Consider the following 15,239-nt stretch of genomic DNA (forward strand, 5'->3'; position numbering starts at 1 on the left):
TTTTCCACGACGCATCCATGCCGAAGAAAAATCTCGTCTACATCCAGTCGCTGCGCAACGGCGCGGCCGATCGTGCCGGGCAGCCGGTCGCTTATCAGGGCGGTACGCGCTACATGAAGGCGCCGCTCGAATATCTCGTCGAACGCCTGAACGACTCGTCGCTCGGCGAGCGTTACACGCTCAAGGGCGTGATCGTCGACGACGACGACGGTTCGCCGGCCGACCGCGCGAAAGTCGCCGACTACGGCTTCGCCCGCACGCCGGGGCGCCCGTGGATCCTGCCGGAAGGGTTGGCGGTGCAGGGCCGGCCGGTCGACGAACTGTTCTGCACGATTGCGTCGACGTACCGGCGGCTGCCGCGCGACGCGCGCGAGCGCGTGGCCGGCAAACAGGCATTCGAGCGCCGCCTGCTCGAGCGCCTGCTCGAACTCGACGCCGACGTCGTCGTGCTCGACGGGCTGCTTGTGATCCTCGACGAGCTCGTGCGGCCCGGCGCGCGCTTTCACCGGCGCATCGCCAACATCCACCCGGGCATCACGGCCGACGGCTCGCCGTTCCAGCGGCGCGGCGCGTGGGCGACGCTCGACGCGCTGCACGGCGCGCGCGGCGAACGGGTCGACTGGTCGAACGGCACGACGTCGGCCGTTGCGCCCGTGATGATGACGGGCGCGTCGTTTCACTACGTCGACAACGGCATCGATTCCGGCGAGGTGATCTGCGACGTGCTCGACACGCCGATCGCGCCGGACGACACGATTCTCGAACTGCGCTGGAACAACTTCCAGCGCAGCCTGTTTCCGGCACTCGAGCGGGGGCTGCACGTCCTCGCCGACCGCCATGACGCGGGAGCACTGTGATGCAAGACACGTTGACGAAACCGGCCGGCGCCGCGGACACCGTCGAAGGTGAAGTGGCCGCCGCGCTCGACGGCGCCGCACACGGGCAGGCGATGGCCCTCGCCGAGCACACGCTCGACGCGTGGCGGCCCGACGACTCGCCGGACGAACTGCTCGCGGCGTTCGTCGCGCTGTTCAACACCGACACGCGCCACGACGCGGCGACGATCACGGTGCCGCTCGGTGGCGCCGACGCGGCAGCCGTGGCGGCGTACGTCGCGCGCGCGGTGCGCGAGGGCGTGATCGACGGCGCGCAGGTCGCCGGCGACACGCTGCGCTTCACCGTATCGCGTGCGACGTTCTGGCAGAACCCGCGGCCGTGGCTGAAGGCGCCCGCATCGGGCGGGATGCCGCTGCGCCATGTGATCACGAACGGCCACCGGCACCCGGTGCGGCCGCCGTCGCCGGCCGGCGAGATCTATGCACGCTATATGCCGCAGGTCGGGATGACGTTCAGCCTGCGCACCGTCGATGTCGACGCGCACGCAGACCTGTTCAGCGGCTGGATGAACCTCGATCGCGTCGCGCATTTCTGGGACCAGCGCGGCACGCGCGACGAGCACGCGGCGTATCTCGCCGAGCGGCTCGCCGATCCGCACATGCACCCGATGATCGGCTATTTCGACGACACGCCGTTCGGCTATTTCGAGTTCTACTGGGCGAAGGAGGACCGTCTCGCGCCGTTCTACGACGCGCACGACTACGACCGCGGGCTGCACCTGCTGATCGGCGATTCGCGCTTCCAGAGCGCCGGCAAGCTGCATGCCTGGTGGAGCGGGGTGCTGCACTACATGTTCGTCGACGAAGCGCGCACGCAGCGGCTCGTGGGCGAGCCGCGCGTCGATCACGTGCGGCACATCGCGTACATGCACCGGCTCGGGTTCTACACGCTGAAGGAGTTCGACTTCCCGCACAAGCGCGCGGCGCTCACCGTGATCGAGCGCGATACATTCTTCGACACTTTCCGGTTGCCGTGACGGCGCGGGGGCGCGGTGCGGCGCGGTGCGGCGCGAGGTGGCGCGAGGTGGCGCGCGGCGCCGTGGCTCGCGGGCATCGGCCGTCCGGGATATGGACCGCGCGGCCTGCGTCGTGAAGAATGGATCGCTCTCCTCATCGACGACAGGCCCGCGACATGGCAAAAGCATCCGCGACAACATGGGGCGCGACATCCGGTTTGCACGCGCCCACATTGACATATGCTGGCATATGCCTAAAATGGGCGCATCGTACTCCCATGGAGTGGCTCATGCGCACCGTTTCCATTTTCAAGAACGCCCGTAACCAGGCAATCCGCATCCCGAAGGACATGGAGTTCGAGGGCGTGACCGAACTCGAGATCCGCCGCGAGGGCGACACGCTGCTGCTGCGGCCCGTGCGGCCCACGTGGCTCTCGTTCGTGAGCGAACCGCTGGCCGACGCCGACTTCCTCGCCGAACGCCCGGCCGTCATCGAATCCGGCCGCTTCGACCTGTCCGGTGGTGGCGCCGCGCCGATGGAGTCCGGCCAGTGACCACGCTCTACATGCTCGATACGAACATCTGTTCGTTCATCATGCGCGAGCGGCCGCCCGTGGTGCTGTCTCGCTTGCAATCGTGCGTCAATGCGCAGCACCGGATCGTCGTCTCGGCGATTACCTATGCCGAAATGCGGTTCGGCGCGGTTGGCCGGAAGGCGTCGCCGAAGCATGCGGAACTCGTGACGGCCTTTGTTGCGCGGCTGGATGGCGTGCTGTCGTGGGATACGGCGGCCGTCGACGCAACCGCCGCGATTCGTGCCGATCTTGCCGCGCGCGGCACGCCGATCGGCGCGAACGACGCGTCGATCGCCGGTCATGCGATCGCGGCCGGTGCCGTGCTCGTCACGCACAACAGCCGCGAGTTCGGCCGGGTCGCCGGGTTGTCGCTCGAAGACTGGGCGGCCTGAACGCAGTCGGGTCAAGCTGTGCCCGTGTCGGGACTTGTTCACTTTTCAGCCGGCGTACACAGAAAACGCACACGGGCGAAAAGTGAACAAGACGAACTCAAGTCATTGATTTAAATAAAATTCCCGCCTTCTTCCATCGGCTTGCCGCACTCTCCGGGGGCCGGAAATCGAAGACGGACACACGGTTCGGCCAACCCCGCGAACCTGTGTCGATCGTTCCGGAAATCGATTCAGGCTCGTCCCGCCGCGCGTTGAACCAGCGGCAACTATCAGTTGCTACCACGACGACTTTCCGTCTGCCCGGTTGTCGTCGAACCCACTATCCTTGCCTGCATATTCCCCACAGGACAGGAGACGACACCGTGACGCACAGCGTGATTCCCGCAGGCCTCGCCGACGAAATGATCGAGATCCGGCACCGCATCCACGCCCACCCCGAGCTCGGCTTCGAGGAATTCGCGACGAGCGACCTCGTCGCGGAGCAACTGCAGTCGTGGGGCTACACGGTGCATCGCGGGCTGGGCGGCACGGGCGTCGTCGCGCAGTTGAAGGTCGGCGACGGCGCGCAGCGTCTCGGCCTGCGCGCCGACATGGACGCACTGCCGATCCACGAGGCCACGGGCCTGCCGTACGAGAGCAGGATCGCCGGCAAGATGCATGCGTGCGGCCACGACGGCCACACGGCGATGCTGCTCGCGGCCGCGAAGCATCTTGCGCGCGAGCGCCGTTTCTCCGGCACGCTGAACCTGATTTTCCAGCCGGCCGAGGAAGGGCTCGGCGGCGCGAAGAAGATGCTCGACGAAGGGCTGTTCGAGCTGTTCCCGTGCGACGCGATCTTCGCGATGCACAACATGCCCGGCTTCCCGACGGGCAAGTTCGGCTTCCTGCCGGGGTCGTTCATGGCGTCGTCGGATACGGTGATCGTCGACGTGCAGGGCCGGGGCGGCCACGGCGCGGTGCCGCACAAGGCGGTCGACTCGGTGGTCGTCTGCGCGCAGATCGTCATCGCGCTGCAGACGATCGTGTCGCGCAACGTGTCGCCGCTCGACATGGCGATCGTCACGGTCGGCGCGATCCACGCGGGCGAGGCGCCGAACGTGATTCCTGATCGCGCGCAGATGCGCCTGTCGGTGCGCGCGCTGAAGCCGGAGGTGCGCGACCTGCTCGAGACGCGCATCAAGGAAGTCGTGCATGCGCAGGCGGCCGTGTTCGGCGCGACCGCGACGATCGACTACCAGCGCCGCTACCCGGTGCTCGTCAACGATGCGGAAATGACCGCGTTCGCGCGCAACGTCGCCCGCGAATGGGTGGGCGATGCGAACCTGATCGACGGGATGGTGCCGCTCACCGGCAGCGAGGATTTCGCGTTCCTGCTCGAGAAGCGGCCGGGCTGCTACCTGATCATCGGTAACGGCGACGGGGAGGGCGGCTGCATGGTGCACAACCCCGGCTACGACTTCAACGACGCGGCGCTGCCCACCGGCGCGTCTTACTGGGTGAAGCTGGCGGAGACGTTCCTGGTGTGACCAGGGAAACGGCACATGTGGCGCGAGGCTGGACATCGGCAAGGTTGCCGCAGCGGCTGAGCGCCTGAAGTATCAAACTTTGGTATATGAAGGCCGCGTTGAAACAGGAGGTGACTCATGTCGCGAAACACATCCGTTTCCCTGGGCGACCACTTTGCCGAATTCGTCGACGCTCAAGTTCAGTCGGGACGATACAGTTCCGCGAGCGATGTCGTACGAGCTGGTTTGCGACTTCTCGAATCACATGAAACGCAGGTGCGCGCATTGCAGGAAGCGTTGAAGGCTGGTGAGGCATCGGGAACACCCCAACCATTCGACAACGAGGCCTTCCTGGCCCGGATGCGGCCGACGCATGGCGGTTAAAGGCAGACCGCTTCAGCTCACGCCGTTGGCCGAACTCGACCTCGAAGACATTTGGCGCTATACCGTCGGGCGTGGGTCGCTCAAGCAAGCCGACCTTTACCACCGCGATCTGATCGGAACCATGGAAGCGCTGGCGCGCGGTGAAAAGGCCGGTCGGACTTGCATTGTTCGCGATGGATATTTCCGGTACGCAGTGGGGTCCCACGTCATGTTCTATCGCGAAACGGAATACACGATCGATGTGATTCGGGTCCTGCATCAACGCATGGACATCGAACAACATTTGTAGTCGCACAAAACAGGCACGTGATCGTTGCGACGGGGCATGCAATTCCGGTATGACTTGAGCGATCCCGAGTCTAGAACGCTTCGCCGCTGAACAACGCCACGACCGCATCCGGATTCGACGGCCAGTACATGTGCATATAGGTTGCGACGATCGCGTTGTGGCAATAGACGGCTTCGCCGCTGCCCGATATGCCGTCGGGGTGTACGGCATGCGCGACCGGTTCCATTGGCGTCGCGAGCCGCGAATAATGGAACGTATGCCCCCGCATCGTCCCGCTGCGCGTGTCGAGCTGCTGCATGCCGAGCGCCGCGAACCGGCGCTGCATCGTCGCCTGACCCGGCAACAGCCCAAGCATCGGCGTCGTCAGGCCGTCCACGTCGGTCAGCGATTCACACAGATACACCATCCCCCCGCATTCCGCGACGATCGGCCGGCCGGCCGCCGCGTGCGCGCGAATCGACCGCGCGGTCGCGGCGTTCGCCGCGAGCGCCGCCGCATGCAATTCCGGATAGCCGCCCGGCAGGAACAGTGCGTCGCAGTCGTCCGGCACGGGTTCGTCGGCGAGCGGCGAAAAGAATCGCACCTGCGCGCCGAGCGTGTCGAGCAACGCGAGATTCGCCGGATAAATGAACGAAAAAGCCACATCGCGCGCCACCGCGATCCGCTTGCCGGCGAGCGCACACGGTAGCGGCGCTGTTGCATCCGGTTCCGCGAACGCAACGGCCGGCGGCAACTCGGCAAGCGCCGTCAGTGCGAGCACATCGGCCGCGCGATCGAGCCGCGCGTCGAGATCGCCGATGTCGTTCGGCTGGTGCAGGCCGAGATGCCGCTCCGGCAGCGCGATGCCCGCATCGGCCGGCACGTGCCCGAGCCAGTGCAGGTCGTCGGGCAGCGCCTGTTGCAGCAGTTCCGCGTGCCGGGCCGAGCCGACGCGATTCGCCAGCACGCCGTGAAACGGCAGCCCCGGCCGGAACCGCGCGAGCCCGAACGCGATTGCCGCGAACGTCTGCGCCATCGCCTTCGCCGAAATCACCGCGACGACCGGCACGCCGAACGCGGCCGCGAGGTCGGCGCTGCTAGGCGTACCGTCGAACAGCCCCATCACGCCCTCGATCAGGATCAGGTCGGCCTCGCGTGCGGCGTCGGCCAGCAGCGCGCGGCAGCCGGCCTCGCCGACCATCCCGAGGTCGAGCGCATGCACGGGTGCGCCGCTCGCGCGTTCGAGCAGCATCGGATCGAGAAAATCGGGCCCGGTCTTGAACACGCGCACGCGGCGGCCGAGCCGGCGGTGCAGCCGCGCGAGGCCAGCCGTCACCGACGTCTTGCCCTGGCCCGACGCGGGCGCACTGACGAACAGCGCGGGGCAGGCGGGCATGCTCAGAACTCCACGCCGCGCTGCGCCTTCACGCCTTGCTCCTTGTACGGATGCTTGACGAGCCGCATTTCGGTGACGAGGTCGGCCGCGTCGATCAGCGCGTCGGGCGCATGCCGCCCGGTCACGACGACGTGCACCGAATCGGGACGCGCGGCGAGCGTCGCGAGCACTTCGTCGAGCGGCAGGTACTCGTACTTCAGCACCGTGTTCAGCTCGTCGAGGATCACCATCCGGTAATCGCCGCTCTCGATCATCCGGCGCGCCTCGTCCCAGCCTTTGCGCGCGGTCGCGATGTCGGCGTCGCGGTTCTGCGTGTTCCACGTATAGCCGTCGCCCATCGTCACGAAATCGCATTCGGCCACCGCGCCGAGGAAGTCGCGCTCGGACGTGTGCAGCGCGCCCTTGATGAACTGCACGACACCGAGCCGCATGCCGTGGCCGAGCACGCGCACGGCCATGCCGAATGCGGCCGTGCTCTTGCCCTTGCCGTTGCCGGTGTTGACGATCAGCAGGCCCTTCTCGTTGACGGCGGCAGCCTGCTTCTTCTCGTGGCCCGCACGGCGGCGTTCGGTCATCCGTTGATGGGATTCGGCGTCGGTTTTCATCGGATTCGTCCTGTCGAAAGAAAGCGAAACAAAGGGTTCAAAGCGGGCCGGCGAGTGCGACCGTCACGCCGTCCCGGATGGATTTGGGGCCCAGCAGCCGGCCGTGCGGCGCCGCGAGCTGCGCGCACGGCTCGGCCACGCCCGCGACGCCGAAGCGGGCGAGCGCGGCGGCCGACGGGCCGCTCGCGGCCAGGTCCGGGTGTCTCGCGAGTTGCGCCGCATCGAACGCGACGAGCGGCCAGCCGCGTCGCGCGCACAGCGTGCGCAGCGCGCGGGCGCGCGCCTTGTCGGCGAGCGTGGCCACGAGCGTCGGTTCGGCGGCCGGGTACGGCATCAGCGCCGCGCGGATCGCAGCATCGAGTTGCGCGGCCGTCACGCCTGCGCGAAAACCAATGCCGAGCGCGACACGCATCATGCGCCGCCGCCGAGCGCGGCACGTACCGCCGGATCGTCGGCGAACGCCGCGACGCGACCGATCACGACGATCGCCGGCGAACCGATGCCGGTCGTGCCGATGCGTTCGACGAGCGTGTCGAGCGTCGCGAGCACGTGGCGTTGTTCGGGGCGCGTCGCGTTCTCGATCGCCGCGCACGGCGTCTCGCCGGGCAAGCCGCCTTCGCGCAGCGCCGTTGCGATCGCGTCGAGCCGGCGGATGCCCATGTAGATGACGATCGTCATGCGCGTGGCCGCGAGCGCGCGCCAGTCGGGTTCGTCGGCGCCCGCGCCGTGGCCCGTGACGAAGATCACGCCCTGCGCGTCGCCGCGCTGCGTGACCGGGATGCCGATTGCGGCCGGCGCGGCGATGCCCGCGGTGACGCCGTTCACGACCTCGACCGGGAATCCCGCCGCGCCGAGCGCGGCCAGCTCCTCGCCGCCGCGGCCGAACACGAACGGATCGCCGCCCTTGAGCCGCGCGACGCTGCGGCCCGCGCGCAGATGCGCGAGCATCGCGACGACGATCGTCTCCTGCGGCGTCGACGCATGACCGCCGCGCTTGCCGACGTGCTCGATGTGCGCATCGGCGCGCGCATGGCGCAGCACGTCGGGATTCACGAGATCGTCGACGAGCAGCACGTCCGCCGCGCCGATCGCGTGGACGGCCTTGAGCGTCAGCAGGTCGGCGTCGCCGGGGCCGGCGCCGACGAGCCAGGCGCGGCTCATCGGGCGCGGCACGGCGCGCACCGTGTCGTCACAGCGGAAAAGGGCAGGCGGGCGGCACGGCGGCGGCCAGCGGACAGGTAAACCATGGCGGATCGAACGAAGCCCGCGCGGACGCGGGCGGAATGCGCACCTCATCCGTCCCCCGCGGATCGGGCGTTCGGCGAGCGTCGGGCTCGCCCCTTGCGTCGGCCGGTATCCGGGCTGGCCGCTTGCCAGGCCGCAGCCTTCCCGCCCGGCTGACGGGCAGTGGCATCGTGGGCGGCCTGGGCGCGTGCGCGGGGAAGCGCGTCGCGCGGGCGGCGTACCGTTGCGGGGACAGCACAGGCCGGGCGGTGGTCCGCCTCCTGTTTCCCGTTTAACTGCAGGCGCGGAATGCGCATGCGAGCACCGAACGCGGCGCTACGATAGCACAGCGACTCCCCCGCGCGAACCGCCGCGCACGGCTTCCGGCCACGCGCGGCGGCCATCCGGAACCGGGCCCGGCGGCCCGCTTCGCCTTGACGCTCCCCGCACCGCCGCCTACACTCGCACGCGTTTTGGTGCTCGCGCGCGCCGCTCCGGTGCGCGCAGTTAAACGGGAAACAGGGAGCCTGCCTGCGCCGCAGTCGAGCCAACCTGTGCTGCCCCCGCAACGGTAAGCGAACGCGTCGCGCGCATGCGCCACGCAACGCCGCTTCGCCGCATGCCACGCGCGTGCGGACGACCGCCACTGGATGCCGCGCGCATCCGGGAAGGCGAAGCGGCGTGTTCGTCAGCCCGGATACCGGCCGAAACGTTGGGGTTCAGCGCCGCGGGGAGGCGGCGCATCGTCCACGGCCGCAGCAGGTCCGACGCCCGCGCATTGCCCGCTTCCTCCACCGATCCGTCTCCGCGCGAACCCGCGCCGGCCGGCGTGGCGAATGGCAGGCAGCGCGAGCCGGGCCGGCAGCAGCCGTGTTGGCATTCACGATGTCGACCGTTCGCAAGGAAGCACCATGTCCGATTCGTCGTCCCGCCCGTCCCGCGACTGTCCGTCCGGATCGCGCGGCGGCATGCCCGCGATCCGCCAGACGAACTGCCACGCCGCCATCGACGCGACGATCCCGGGCTGATTCCATTTTCGACACAGGACCTACCATGACCCTACGCAAGCTTCCCGTCACGATCGTCACGGGCTTTCTCGGCAGCGGCAAGACGACGCTGATGCGCCACATCCTGCAGCACGCCGAAGGCCGCCGCATCGCGGTGATCGTCAACGAATTCGGCGAGCTCGGCATCGACGGCGAAATCCTCAAGGGCTGCGGCATCGGCTGCGAGGATGCCGAAGGCGCGCAGGGCGAAGCGGCGGGCCAGCTGTACGAACTCGCGAACGGCTGCCTGTGCTGCACCGTGCAGGAAGAGTTCTATCCGGTGATGGAAGCACTCGTCGAGCGCCGCGCGGACATCGACCACGTGCTGATCGAGACGTCGGGCCTCGCGCTGCCGAAGCCGCTCGTGCAGGCGTTCAACTGGCCGACGATCCGCAACAGCTTCACGGTCGACGCGGTCGTGACCGTCGTCGACGGGCCGGCCGCCGCAAGCGGCCAGTTCGCGGAAAACCCGCAGGCCGTCGACGCGCAGCGCCGCGCCGATCCGAACCTCGACCACGAATCGCCGCTGCACGAGCTGTTCGCCGATCAACTGTCGTCCGCCGATCTCGTGATCGTGAACAAGGCCGATCTCGTCGGCGACGCCGAGTTCGCGCAGATCGAAACCGCGATTCGCGAAGAAATCCCGCCGCAGGTGAAGATCGTGCGCGCGACGCGCGGCGAGCTCGACCTCGCGATGCTGCTCGGCCTCGAATCGGCATCGGAAGAAACGATCCACCTGCGTCACGACCATCACGGTTCGGCCGACGACGGCGATCACGATCACCATCACGACGATTTCGACTCGGTGGTCGTGTCGGGCGACGCCGGCACGCGCGAAGCGACGATCGCCGCGCTGCAGCGCGTCGTCGAAGCGCACACGATCTATCGCGCGAAAGGCTTCGCCGCGCTGCCCGGCGCGCCGATGCGGCTCGTGATCCAGGGCGTCGGCCGCCGCTTCGACAGCTATTTCGACCGTCGCTGGCAGGACGGCGAAACGCGCGCGAGCCGCTTCGTGCTGATCGGCGAAGATCTCGACGCGGCCGCGCTGCAACGTGCGTTCGACGCCGCGTGCGCGGCCGAGCCGCAACAGGCGTAACGCACGATGCATCTGCTGCGCACCACGCCGGGCGGCTTCGTCGACGATACGCAGGGCGTCGTCCGGATCGACCAGCAACCGGCCGACATCGTGATCCTGAGCTCGGCCGACACGACGCTGTCGCTCCTCGCGAGCGTCGTGCCGCATCTGCCGGCCGGCTTCCCGAGCGTGCGGCTCGCGAACGTCACGTTCCTGCGGCAGCCGGCGTCGGTCGACTTCTACGTCGACGACGTGCTGCAGCATGCGAAGTCGGTCGTGATCGATCATCTCGGCGGCGAGGCGTACTGGCCATACGGAATCGAGCAGGCCGTGTCGCTCGCGTCGAAGCGCGGGCAGCAGCTCGCGATGTTCTCGGGCGACCTGCAGGAAGACCCGAACCTCGTCGCGAAGAGCACCGTCGCGCCCGATCTGTGCCGGCTGTGGTGGCGCTACCTGCGTGAAGGCGGCGTGCACAACGCCGAGGCGCTGCTGCGCAGCATTGCCTTCCACACACTCGGGTTCGGCGAAGAACCCGAACTGCCGCGCCCGCTGCCGGCCGCCGCGCTGTATCACCCGGCGCGCGACCGTGCGAGCGCTGACGACTGGCGGCCGCGCTGGACGCCCGGCGCGCCCGTCGTCGCGATCCTGTTCTATCGCGCGCACTGGCAGGCCGCGAACACGGCCGTGTTCGACGCGCTCGCCGAGGCGCTCATCGAGGAAGGGCTGAATCCGCTGCCGATCGCGGTTACGTCGCTGAAGGATGCGGTGAGCCGCGAAGTCATCACGCAGCTCTGCGACACGCACGATGTTTCACTCGTGCTGAACACGACCGCATTCGCGGCGGGCGCGATCGACAGCCCCGAGCACGACGTGCTCGCCGGCGACGCGCCGGTACTGCAGGTGATCCTGTCCGGCGGCAATCGCGACGCGTGGGTGGCCGACAACCAGGGCCTGCATGCGCGCGATATCGCGATGCACATCGCGCTGCCCGAGGTCGACGGGCGCATCGTCACGCGCGCGGTGAGCTTCAAGGGGCTCGCGTACCGCTGCCCGCACACCGAGGTCGACGTCGTGCGCTACCAGCCGGATGCCGAGCGTATCGCGTTCGTCGCGGCGCTCGCGCGCGGCTGGTGCCGGCTGCGCACGCTCGACCACGCCGACAAGCGCGTCGCGCTGATTCTCGCGAACTATCCGCAAAGCGAAGGCCGGATCGGCAACGGGGTCGGGCTCGACACGCCGGCGTCCGCGCTGCGCGTGCTCGCGGCGCTGCGCGACGCGGGCTACGCTGTGGCCGACTTGCCGCCCGACGGCGACGCGCTGATCGCGCGGCTCACCGAAGGCGTGACCAACGACGCGGCCGTGCATGCGTTGCGGCCCGCATTCCAGAGCTTCCCGGTGGCCGACTACGTCGCGCGTTTCGCGCGGCTGCCGGCGGCCGTGCGCGATGCGCTGAACGAACGCTGGGGCCCGCCCGAAGCCGACCCGACGCTGCGGCAAGGCCGCTTCACGATCGCCGGCTGGCGCGCGGGCAACGTGTTCGTCGGCATCCAGCCGTCGCGCTCGCGCGGCGAGAACGACTACGCGAGCTACCACGACGCGGATCTTGTGCCGCCGCACGCGTATCTCGCGTTCTATTTCTGGCTGCGCGATGCGTATCGCATCGACGCGGTCATCCACCTCGGCAAGCACGGCAATCTCGAATGGTTGCCGGGCAAGAGCGTCGCGCTGTCCGACGCGTGCTGGCCCGACCTGACGCTCGGGCCGCTGCCGCACCTGTATCCGTTCATCGTCAACGATCCGGGCGAGGGCAGCCAGGCGAAGCGCCGCGCGCAGGCCGTGATCATCGATCACCTGATGCCGCCGCTCACGCGCGCGGAAAACTACGGCCCGCTGCAGGATCTCGAACGACAGGTCGACGAATACTACGAAGCGCTGATGGTCGATGCGCGGCGCGCGAAGCTGCTGCGCAAGACGATCCTCGCGACGATCGCCGAGCACCGGCTGCACGACGAACTGAGCGTGTCGCCGCCGCGCGATGCGGGCGACGAGGATGCGCTGCTCACACGTGTCGACGCGTGGCTGTGCGAACTGAAGGAAGCGCAGATCCGCGACGGGCTGCACGTGTTCGGCGAGTCGCCGATCGATCGTCAGCGGCGCGACACGCTGCTCGCGCTTGCGCGCTTTCCGGTGGGCGACGGCAAGGGTGCGCGCGCCGGGCTGATCGGTGCGCTCGCACGCGATCTCGCGCTCGGCGATGACTTCGATCCGCTCGCGGCCGACTGGGCCGCGCCATGGGTTGGCCCGCGTCCGGCGATCCTGCTTGCGCTCGACGCATCGCCGTGGCGCCATGCGGGCGATACGCGCGAGCGGCTCGAACGGCTCGCGCAGCAATGGCTCGACCGGCTGTGTGCGGCGGACGGCGGCAACACCGGCACCGACTCGACACCGCCCGGCGATTGGCCACACACGCTCGCCGTGATCGAACGCGTCCGCGCGACGCTGCTGCCCGCGCTCGACGCGTGCGGCGGCGAGGAAATGCGTCAGCTGCTGCGCGGGCTCGACGGCCGCTTCGTGCCGCCGGGGCCGAGCGGATCGCCGTCGCGCGGCCGCCCCGACGTGCTGCCGACCGGCCGCAATTTCTATTCGGTCGACACGCGCGCGGTGCCGACGCAGGCCGCGTGGTCGCTCGGCCTGAAATCCGCGCAGCAACTGATCGAGCGCCATCTGCAGGATCATGGCGACTATCCGCGCGCGATCGGCCTGTCCGTCTGGGGCACGGCGACGATGCGCACGGGCGGCGACGACATCGCGCAGGCGTTCGCGCTGCTCGGCGTGCGGCCGAAATGGGCGCACGGCAGCCATCGCGTGACCGACTTCGAGATCCTGCCGATCGAGATCTTCGACCGGCCGCGCATCGACGTGACGCTGCGCGTGTCGGGCTTCTTCCGCGACGCGTTCCCGAACCTGATGCACCTGTTCGACGCGGCCGTGCAGGCGGTGGCCGCGCTCGACGAGCCCGAGGCGCTGAACCCGATCCGTGCGCGCATCGAGCGCGAACGCGAGAAATGGGTCGCGCAGGGCGTGGCGCCGGACGAAGCGCGGCGCCGCGCCGGCTGGCGCGTGTTCGGCGCGCGGCCGGGCAGCTACGGCGCCGGCCTGCAGGACCTGATCGACCAGCGCCGCTGGCAGACCGACGCGGATCTCGCCGATGCCTACCGCCAGTGGGGCGGCCATGCGTATGCGCAGAACAGCGCGGGCGACGCCGCGGCCGACGTGTTCGGCGAGCGGCTCGCGACGATCGACGTCGTCGTGCAGAACCAGGACAGCCGCGAGCACGACATCCTCGATTCGAACGACTACTACCAGTTCCAGGGCGGGATGACGGCGGCCGTGCGGCACCTGTCCGGGCAGCAGCCGAGCATCTATCACGGCGACCACGCGAACCCGGTCGCGCCGAAGATGCGCACGCTGCGCGAGGAAATCGCGCGCGTGATCCGCTCGCGCGTCGTCAACCCGAAATGGCTCGACGGCGTGAAGCGCCACGGTTACAAGGGCGCGGCCGAGCTGGCCGCGACGGTCGACTACCTGTACGGCTATGACGCGACCGCGCGCGTGCTGTCCGACCACCAGTACGCGCTCGTCGCCGACGCGTACCTGTTCGACGACGCCACCCGCGCGTTCCTCGAACGGCACAATCCGAAGGCGCTGCACGGCATCTGCGAACGCTTCGTCGAGGCGATGCAGCGCGGCCTGTGGCAGCAGCCGGGCGACTATCGCGAACGGATCGAAGCGGTCTGGCTCGCGAGCGAACAACTCCAGGAGGGGGGACGGCGATGACCGATCCGACGACGCACCGCGCCCGCGCGGTTTTTCCGTTTGCGGCGCTCGTCGCGCAGGATGCGCTGCAGCAGGCGCTGCTGCTCGCTGCGATCGACCCGTCGCTCGGCGGCGTGCTCGTGAGCGGGCCGCGCGGCACCGCGAAATCGACCGCAGCGCGCGGCCTCGCGGAGCTGTTGCCCGAAGGGCAGTTCGTCACGCTGCCGCTGTCGGCGAGCGACGAGCAGGTGACGGGTACGCTCGATCTCGCGCATGCACTCGCCGAAAACGGCGTGCGCTTCCGCCCGGGCCTGCTTGCGCGGGCGCACCTCGGTGTGCTTTACGTCGACGAAGTGAACCTGCTCGCCGACGGGCTCGTCGATACGTTGCTCGACGTCGCCGCGAGCGGCGTGAACATCGTCGAGCGCGATGGCGTGTCGCACGCGCACGATGCGCGCTTCGTGCTCATCGGTACGATGAATCCGGAGGAGGGCGAGCTGCGTCCGCAATTGCTCGACCGCTTCGGTCTGATGGTCGAGCTGGAGAACTGCTTCGACGCCGCGCAGCGCGAGCGGATCGTGAAGGCGCGGCTTGCATTCGATCTCGATCCGGATGCGTTTCGCGCACGTCATGCTTCCGCGCAACGCGAACTCGGCGACCGGATTCACGCGGCACGCGCGCGGCTCGCGGCGCTTGATTTCGACGATGCGGTCCATGCACGCGTCAGCGCGCTGTGCATCGACGCGGCTGTCGACGGGCTGCGTGCCGATCTCGTGATGCTGCGCGCGGCGCGTGCGCTCGCCGCGCTGGAGCAGGCCGACGCGGTGACGGTGTCGCATGTGGAGCGGGTGGCCGACGCGGTGCTGCGGCATCGGCGCCACGCGGGGACGCCGTCCTCGTCCGGCGCGCCGCAACCCGGCGACGAAGGCGACGGTCGCTCTGCGCCCGATGCACGCAAGCGCCCCGATGATGCGTCGGATGTGGCGAAGAACGATGCCACGGCATCCCAGGGCGACTGGGGCTACCTGCCACCCGAGCCGGCCGGGCTGCGCGACGTGAAAGGCGTGGTGCCGCTGCCGCTAAAAAAACGCTGAGCCATCG

General features: G+C 69.0%; 14 protein-coding genes and 2 riboswitches. Of the genes, 10 read left to right on the forward strand and 4 right to left on the reverse strand.

The window, feature by feature from the left end; genetic code table 11:
* Positions 1 to 17: 17 nt before the first annotated feature.
* The 7 genes from CFB50_RS09005 (at position 18) to CFB50_RS09035 (ending at position 4,997) form a co-directional block, all read left to right on the forward strand.
* Complete coding sequence (locus tag CFB50_RS09005) at positions 18 to 857, forward strand: formyltransferase family protein (protein ID WP_089445607.1); 840 nt, start codon at positions 18 to 20, stop codon at positions 855 to 857.
* Positions 857 to 1,873 carry a GNAT family N-acetyltransferase gene (locus CFB50_RS09010; protein WP_089445608.1) on the forward strand — a complete coding sequence of 339 codons (1,017 nt, stop codon included), beginning with the start codon at positions 857 to 859 and terminating at the stop codon, positions 1,871 to 1,873. The genes CFB50_RS09005 and CFB50_RS09010 overlap by 1 nt, the downstream gene beginning before the upstream one ends.
* Before the next feature lie 269 nt (positions 1,874 to 2,142).
* Positions 2,143 to 2,406 (forward strand): type II toxin-antitoxin system VapB family antitoxin, encoded by a 264-nt coding sequence (vapB, locus tag CFB50_RS09015; protein WP_089445609.1) that lies wholly within the window; start codon positions 2,143 to 2,145, stop codon positions 2,404 to 2,406.
* Positions 2,403 to 2,819, forward strand: a complete 417-nt coding sequence (locus CFB50_RS09020; protein ID WP_083265877.1) for a PIN domain-containing protein — start codon at positions 2,403 to 2,405, stop codon at positions 2,817 to 2,819. The genes vapB and CFB50_RS09020 overlap by 4 nt, the downstream gene beginning before the upstream one ends.
* Positions 2,820 to 3,181: 362 nt before the next feature.
* Positions 3,182 to 4,345 (forward strand): M20 aminoacylase family protein, encoded by a 1,164-nt coding sequence (locus CFB50_RS09025; RefSeq protein ID WP_089445610.1) that lies wholly within the window; start codon positions 3,182 to 3,184, stop codon positions 4,343 to 4,345.
* Between the two features lie 117 nt (positions 4,346 to 4,462).
* Positions 4,463 to 4,708, forward strand: coding sequence for a type II toxin-antitoxin system ParD family antitoxin (locus CFB50_RS09030; protein ID WP_089445611.1), 246 nt, complete (start codon positions 4,463 to 4,465; stop codon positions 4,706 to 4,708).
* Positions 4,698 to 4,997: a type II toxin-antitoxin system RelE/ParE family toxin gene (locus CFB50_RS09035; protein WP_089445612.1), complete on the forward strand. Its 300-nt coding sequence runs from the start codon at positions 4,698 to 4,700 to the stop codon at positions 4,995 to 4,997. Before CFB50_RS09030 ends, CFB50_RS09035 begins: the two co-directional genes overlap by 11 nt.
* Positions 4,998 to 5,067: 70 nt before the next feature.
* Here CFB50_RS09035 and CFB50_RS09040 read toward each other — a convergent pair whose 3' ends face one another.
* The 4 genes from CFB50_RS09040 to cobA are packed head-to-tail and all read right to left on the reverse strand — an operon-like array spanning position 5,068 to position 8,138.
* On the reverse strand, positions 5,068 to 6,372 hold the full coding sequence (locus tag CFB50_RS09040; protein ID WP_089445613.1) for a cobyrinate a,c-diamide synthase: 1,305 nt from the start codon (positions 6,370 to 6,372) through the stop codon (positions 5,068 to 5,070).
* Positions 6,373 to 6,374: 2 nt separating this feature from the next.
* Positions 6,375 to 6,977: a cob(I)yrinic acid a,c-diamide adenosyltransferase gene (gene cobO / locus CFB50_RS09045; RefSeq protein WP_021160089.1), complete on the reverse strand. Its 603-nt coding sequence runs from the start codon at positions 6,975 to 6,977 to the stop codon at positions 6,375 to 6,377.
* Between the two features lie 37 nt (positions 6,978 to 7,014).
* Positions 7,015 to 7,392 carry a cobalamin biosynthesis protein gene (locus CFB50_RS09050; RefSeq protein ID WP_089445614.1) on the reverse strand — a complete coding sequence of 126 codons (378 nt, stop codon included), beginning with the start codon at positions 7,390 to 7,392 and terminating at the stop codon, positions 7,015 to 7,017.
* Positions 7,389 to 8,138: a uroporphyrinogen-III C-methyltransferase gene (gene cobA, locus CFB50_RS09055; RefSeq protein WP_089446075.1), complete on the reverse strand. Its 750-nt coding sequence runs from the start codon at positions 8,136 to 8,138 to the stop codon at positions 7,389 to 7,391. The genes CFB50_RS09050 and cobA overlap by 4 nt, the downstream gene beginning before the upstream one ends.
* 170 nt (positions 8,139 to 8,308) lie before the next feature.
* Positions 8,309 to 8,545, reverse strand: a riboswitch (cobalamin riboswitch).
* 113 nt (positions 8,546 to 8,658) lie between these two features.
* Positions 8,659 to 8,924: riboswitch (cobalamin riboswitch) on the forward strand.
* 330 nt (positions 8,925 to 9,254) lie between these two features.
* On the opposite strand from cobA, the gene cobW reads away from it, so the two are divergent.
* From cobW to CFB50_RS09070, 3 genes are read left to right on the forward strand one after another with little or no spacing between them, the layout of a single operon-like run.
* Positions 9,255 to 10,343, forward strand: coding sequence for a cobalamin biosynthesis protein CobW (cobW, locus tag CFB50_RS09060; RefSeq protein WP_089445615.1), 1,089 nt, complete (start codon positions 9,255 to 9,257; stop codon positions 10,341 to 10,343).
* Positions 10,344 to 10,349: 6 nt separating this feature from the next.
* Positions 10,350 to 14,159: a cobaltochelatase subunit CobN gene (cobN, locus tag CFB50_RS09065; protein ID WP_089445616.1), complete on the forward strand. Its 3,810-nt coding sequence runs from the start codon at positions 10,350 to 10,352 to the stop codon at positions 14,157 to 14,159.
* Positions 14,156 to 15,232 carry an ATP-binding protein gene (locus tag CFB50_RS09070; RefSeq protein ID WP_089445617.1) on the forward strand — a complete coding sequence of 359 codons (1,077 nt, stop codon included), beginning with the start codon at positions 14,156 to 14,158 and terminating at the stop codon, positions 15,230 to 15,232. Before cobN ends, CFB50_RS09070 begins: the two co-directional genes overlap by 4 nt.
* Positions 15,233 to 15,239 lie beyond the last annotated feature (7 nt).

This window comes from Burkholderia sp. AU33423, assembly GCF_002223135.1.
GTDB lineage: Bacteria > Pseudomonadota > Gammaproteobacteria > Burkholderiales > Burkholderiaceae > Burkholderia > Burkholderia lata_D.

Bases quoted from the DNA above. Each gene is read 5' to 3' on its own strand.
- CFB50_RS09005 (WP_089445607.1), top strand. From the start codon at position 18: ATGCCGAAGAAAAATCTCGTCTACATCCAGTCGCTGCGCAACGGCGCG.
- CFB50_RS09010 (WP_089445608.1), top strand. From the start codon at position 857: ATGCAAGACACGTTGACGAAACCGGCCGGCGCCGCGGACACCGTCGAA.
- vapB (WP_089445609.1), top strand. From the start codon at position 2,143: ATGCGCACCGTTTCCATTTTCAAGAACGCCCGTAACCAGGCAATCCGC.
- CFB50_RS09030 (WP_089445611.1), top strand. From the start codon at position 4,463: ATGTCGCGAAACACATCCGTTTCCCTGGGCGACCACTTTGCCGAATTC.
- CFB50_RS09035 (WP_089445612.1), top strand. From the start codon at position 4,698: ATGGCGGTTAAAGGCAGACCGCTTCAGCTCACGCCGTTGGCCGAACTC.
- CFB50_RS09040 (WP_089445613.1), bottom strand. From the start codon at position 6,372: ATGCCCGCCTGCCCCGCGCTGTTCGTCAGTGCGCCCGCGTCGGGCCAG.
- cobO (WP_021160089.1), bottom strand. From the start codon at position 6,977: ATGAAAACCGACGCCGAATCCCATCAACGGATGACCGAACGCCGCCGT.
- CFB50_RS09050 (WP_089445614.1), bottom strand. From the start codon at position 7,392: ATGATGCGTGTCGCGCTCGGCATTGGTTTTCGCGCAGGCGTGACGGCC.
- cobA (WP_089446075.1), bottom strand. From the start codon at position 8,138: ATGAGCCGCGCCTGGCTCGTCGGCGCCGGCCCCGGCGACGCCGACCTG.
- cobW (WP_089445615.1), top strand. From the start codon at position 9,255: ATGACCCTACGCAAGCTTCCCGTCACGATCGTCACGGGCTTTCTCGGC.
- cobN (WP_089445616.1), top strand. From the start codon at position 10,350: ATGCATCTGCTGCGCACCACGCCGGGCGGCTTCGTCGACGATACGCAG.
- CFB50_RS09070 (WP_089445617.1), top strand. From the start codon at position 14,156: ATGACCGATCCGACGACGCACCGCGCCCGCGCGGTTTTTCCGTTTGCG.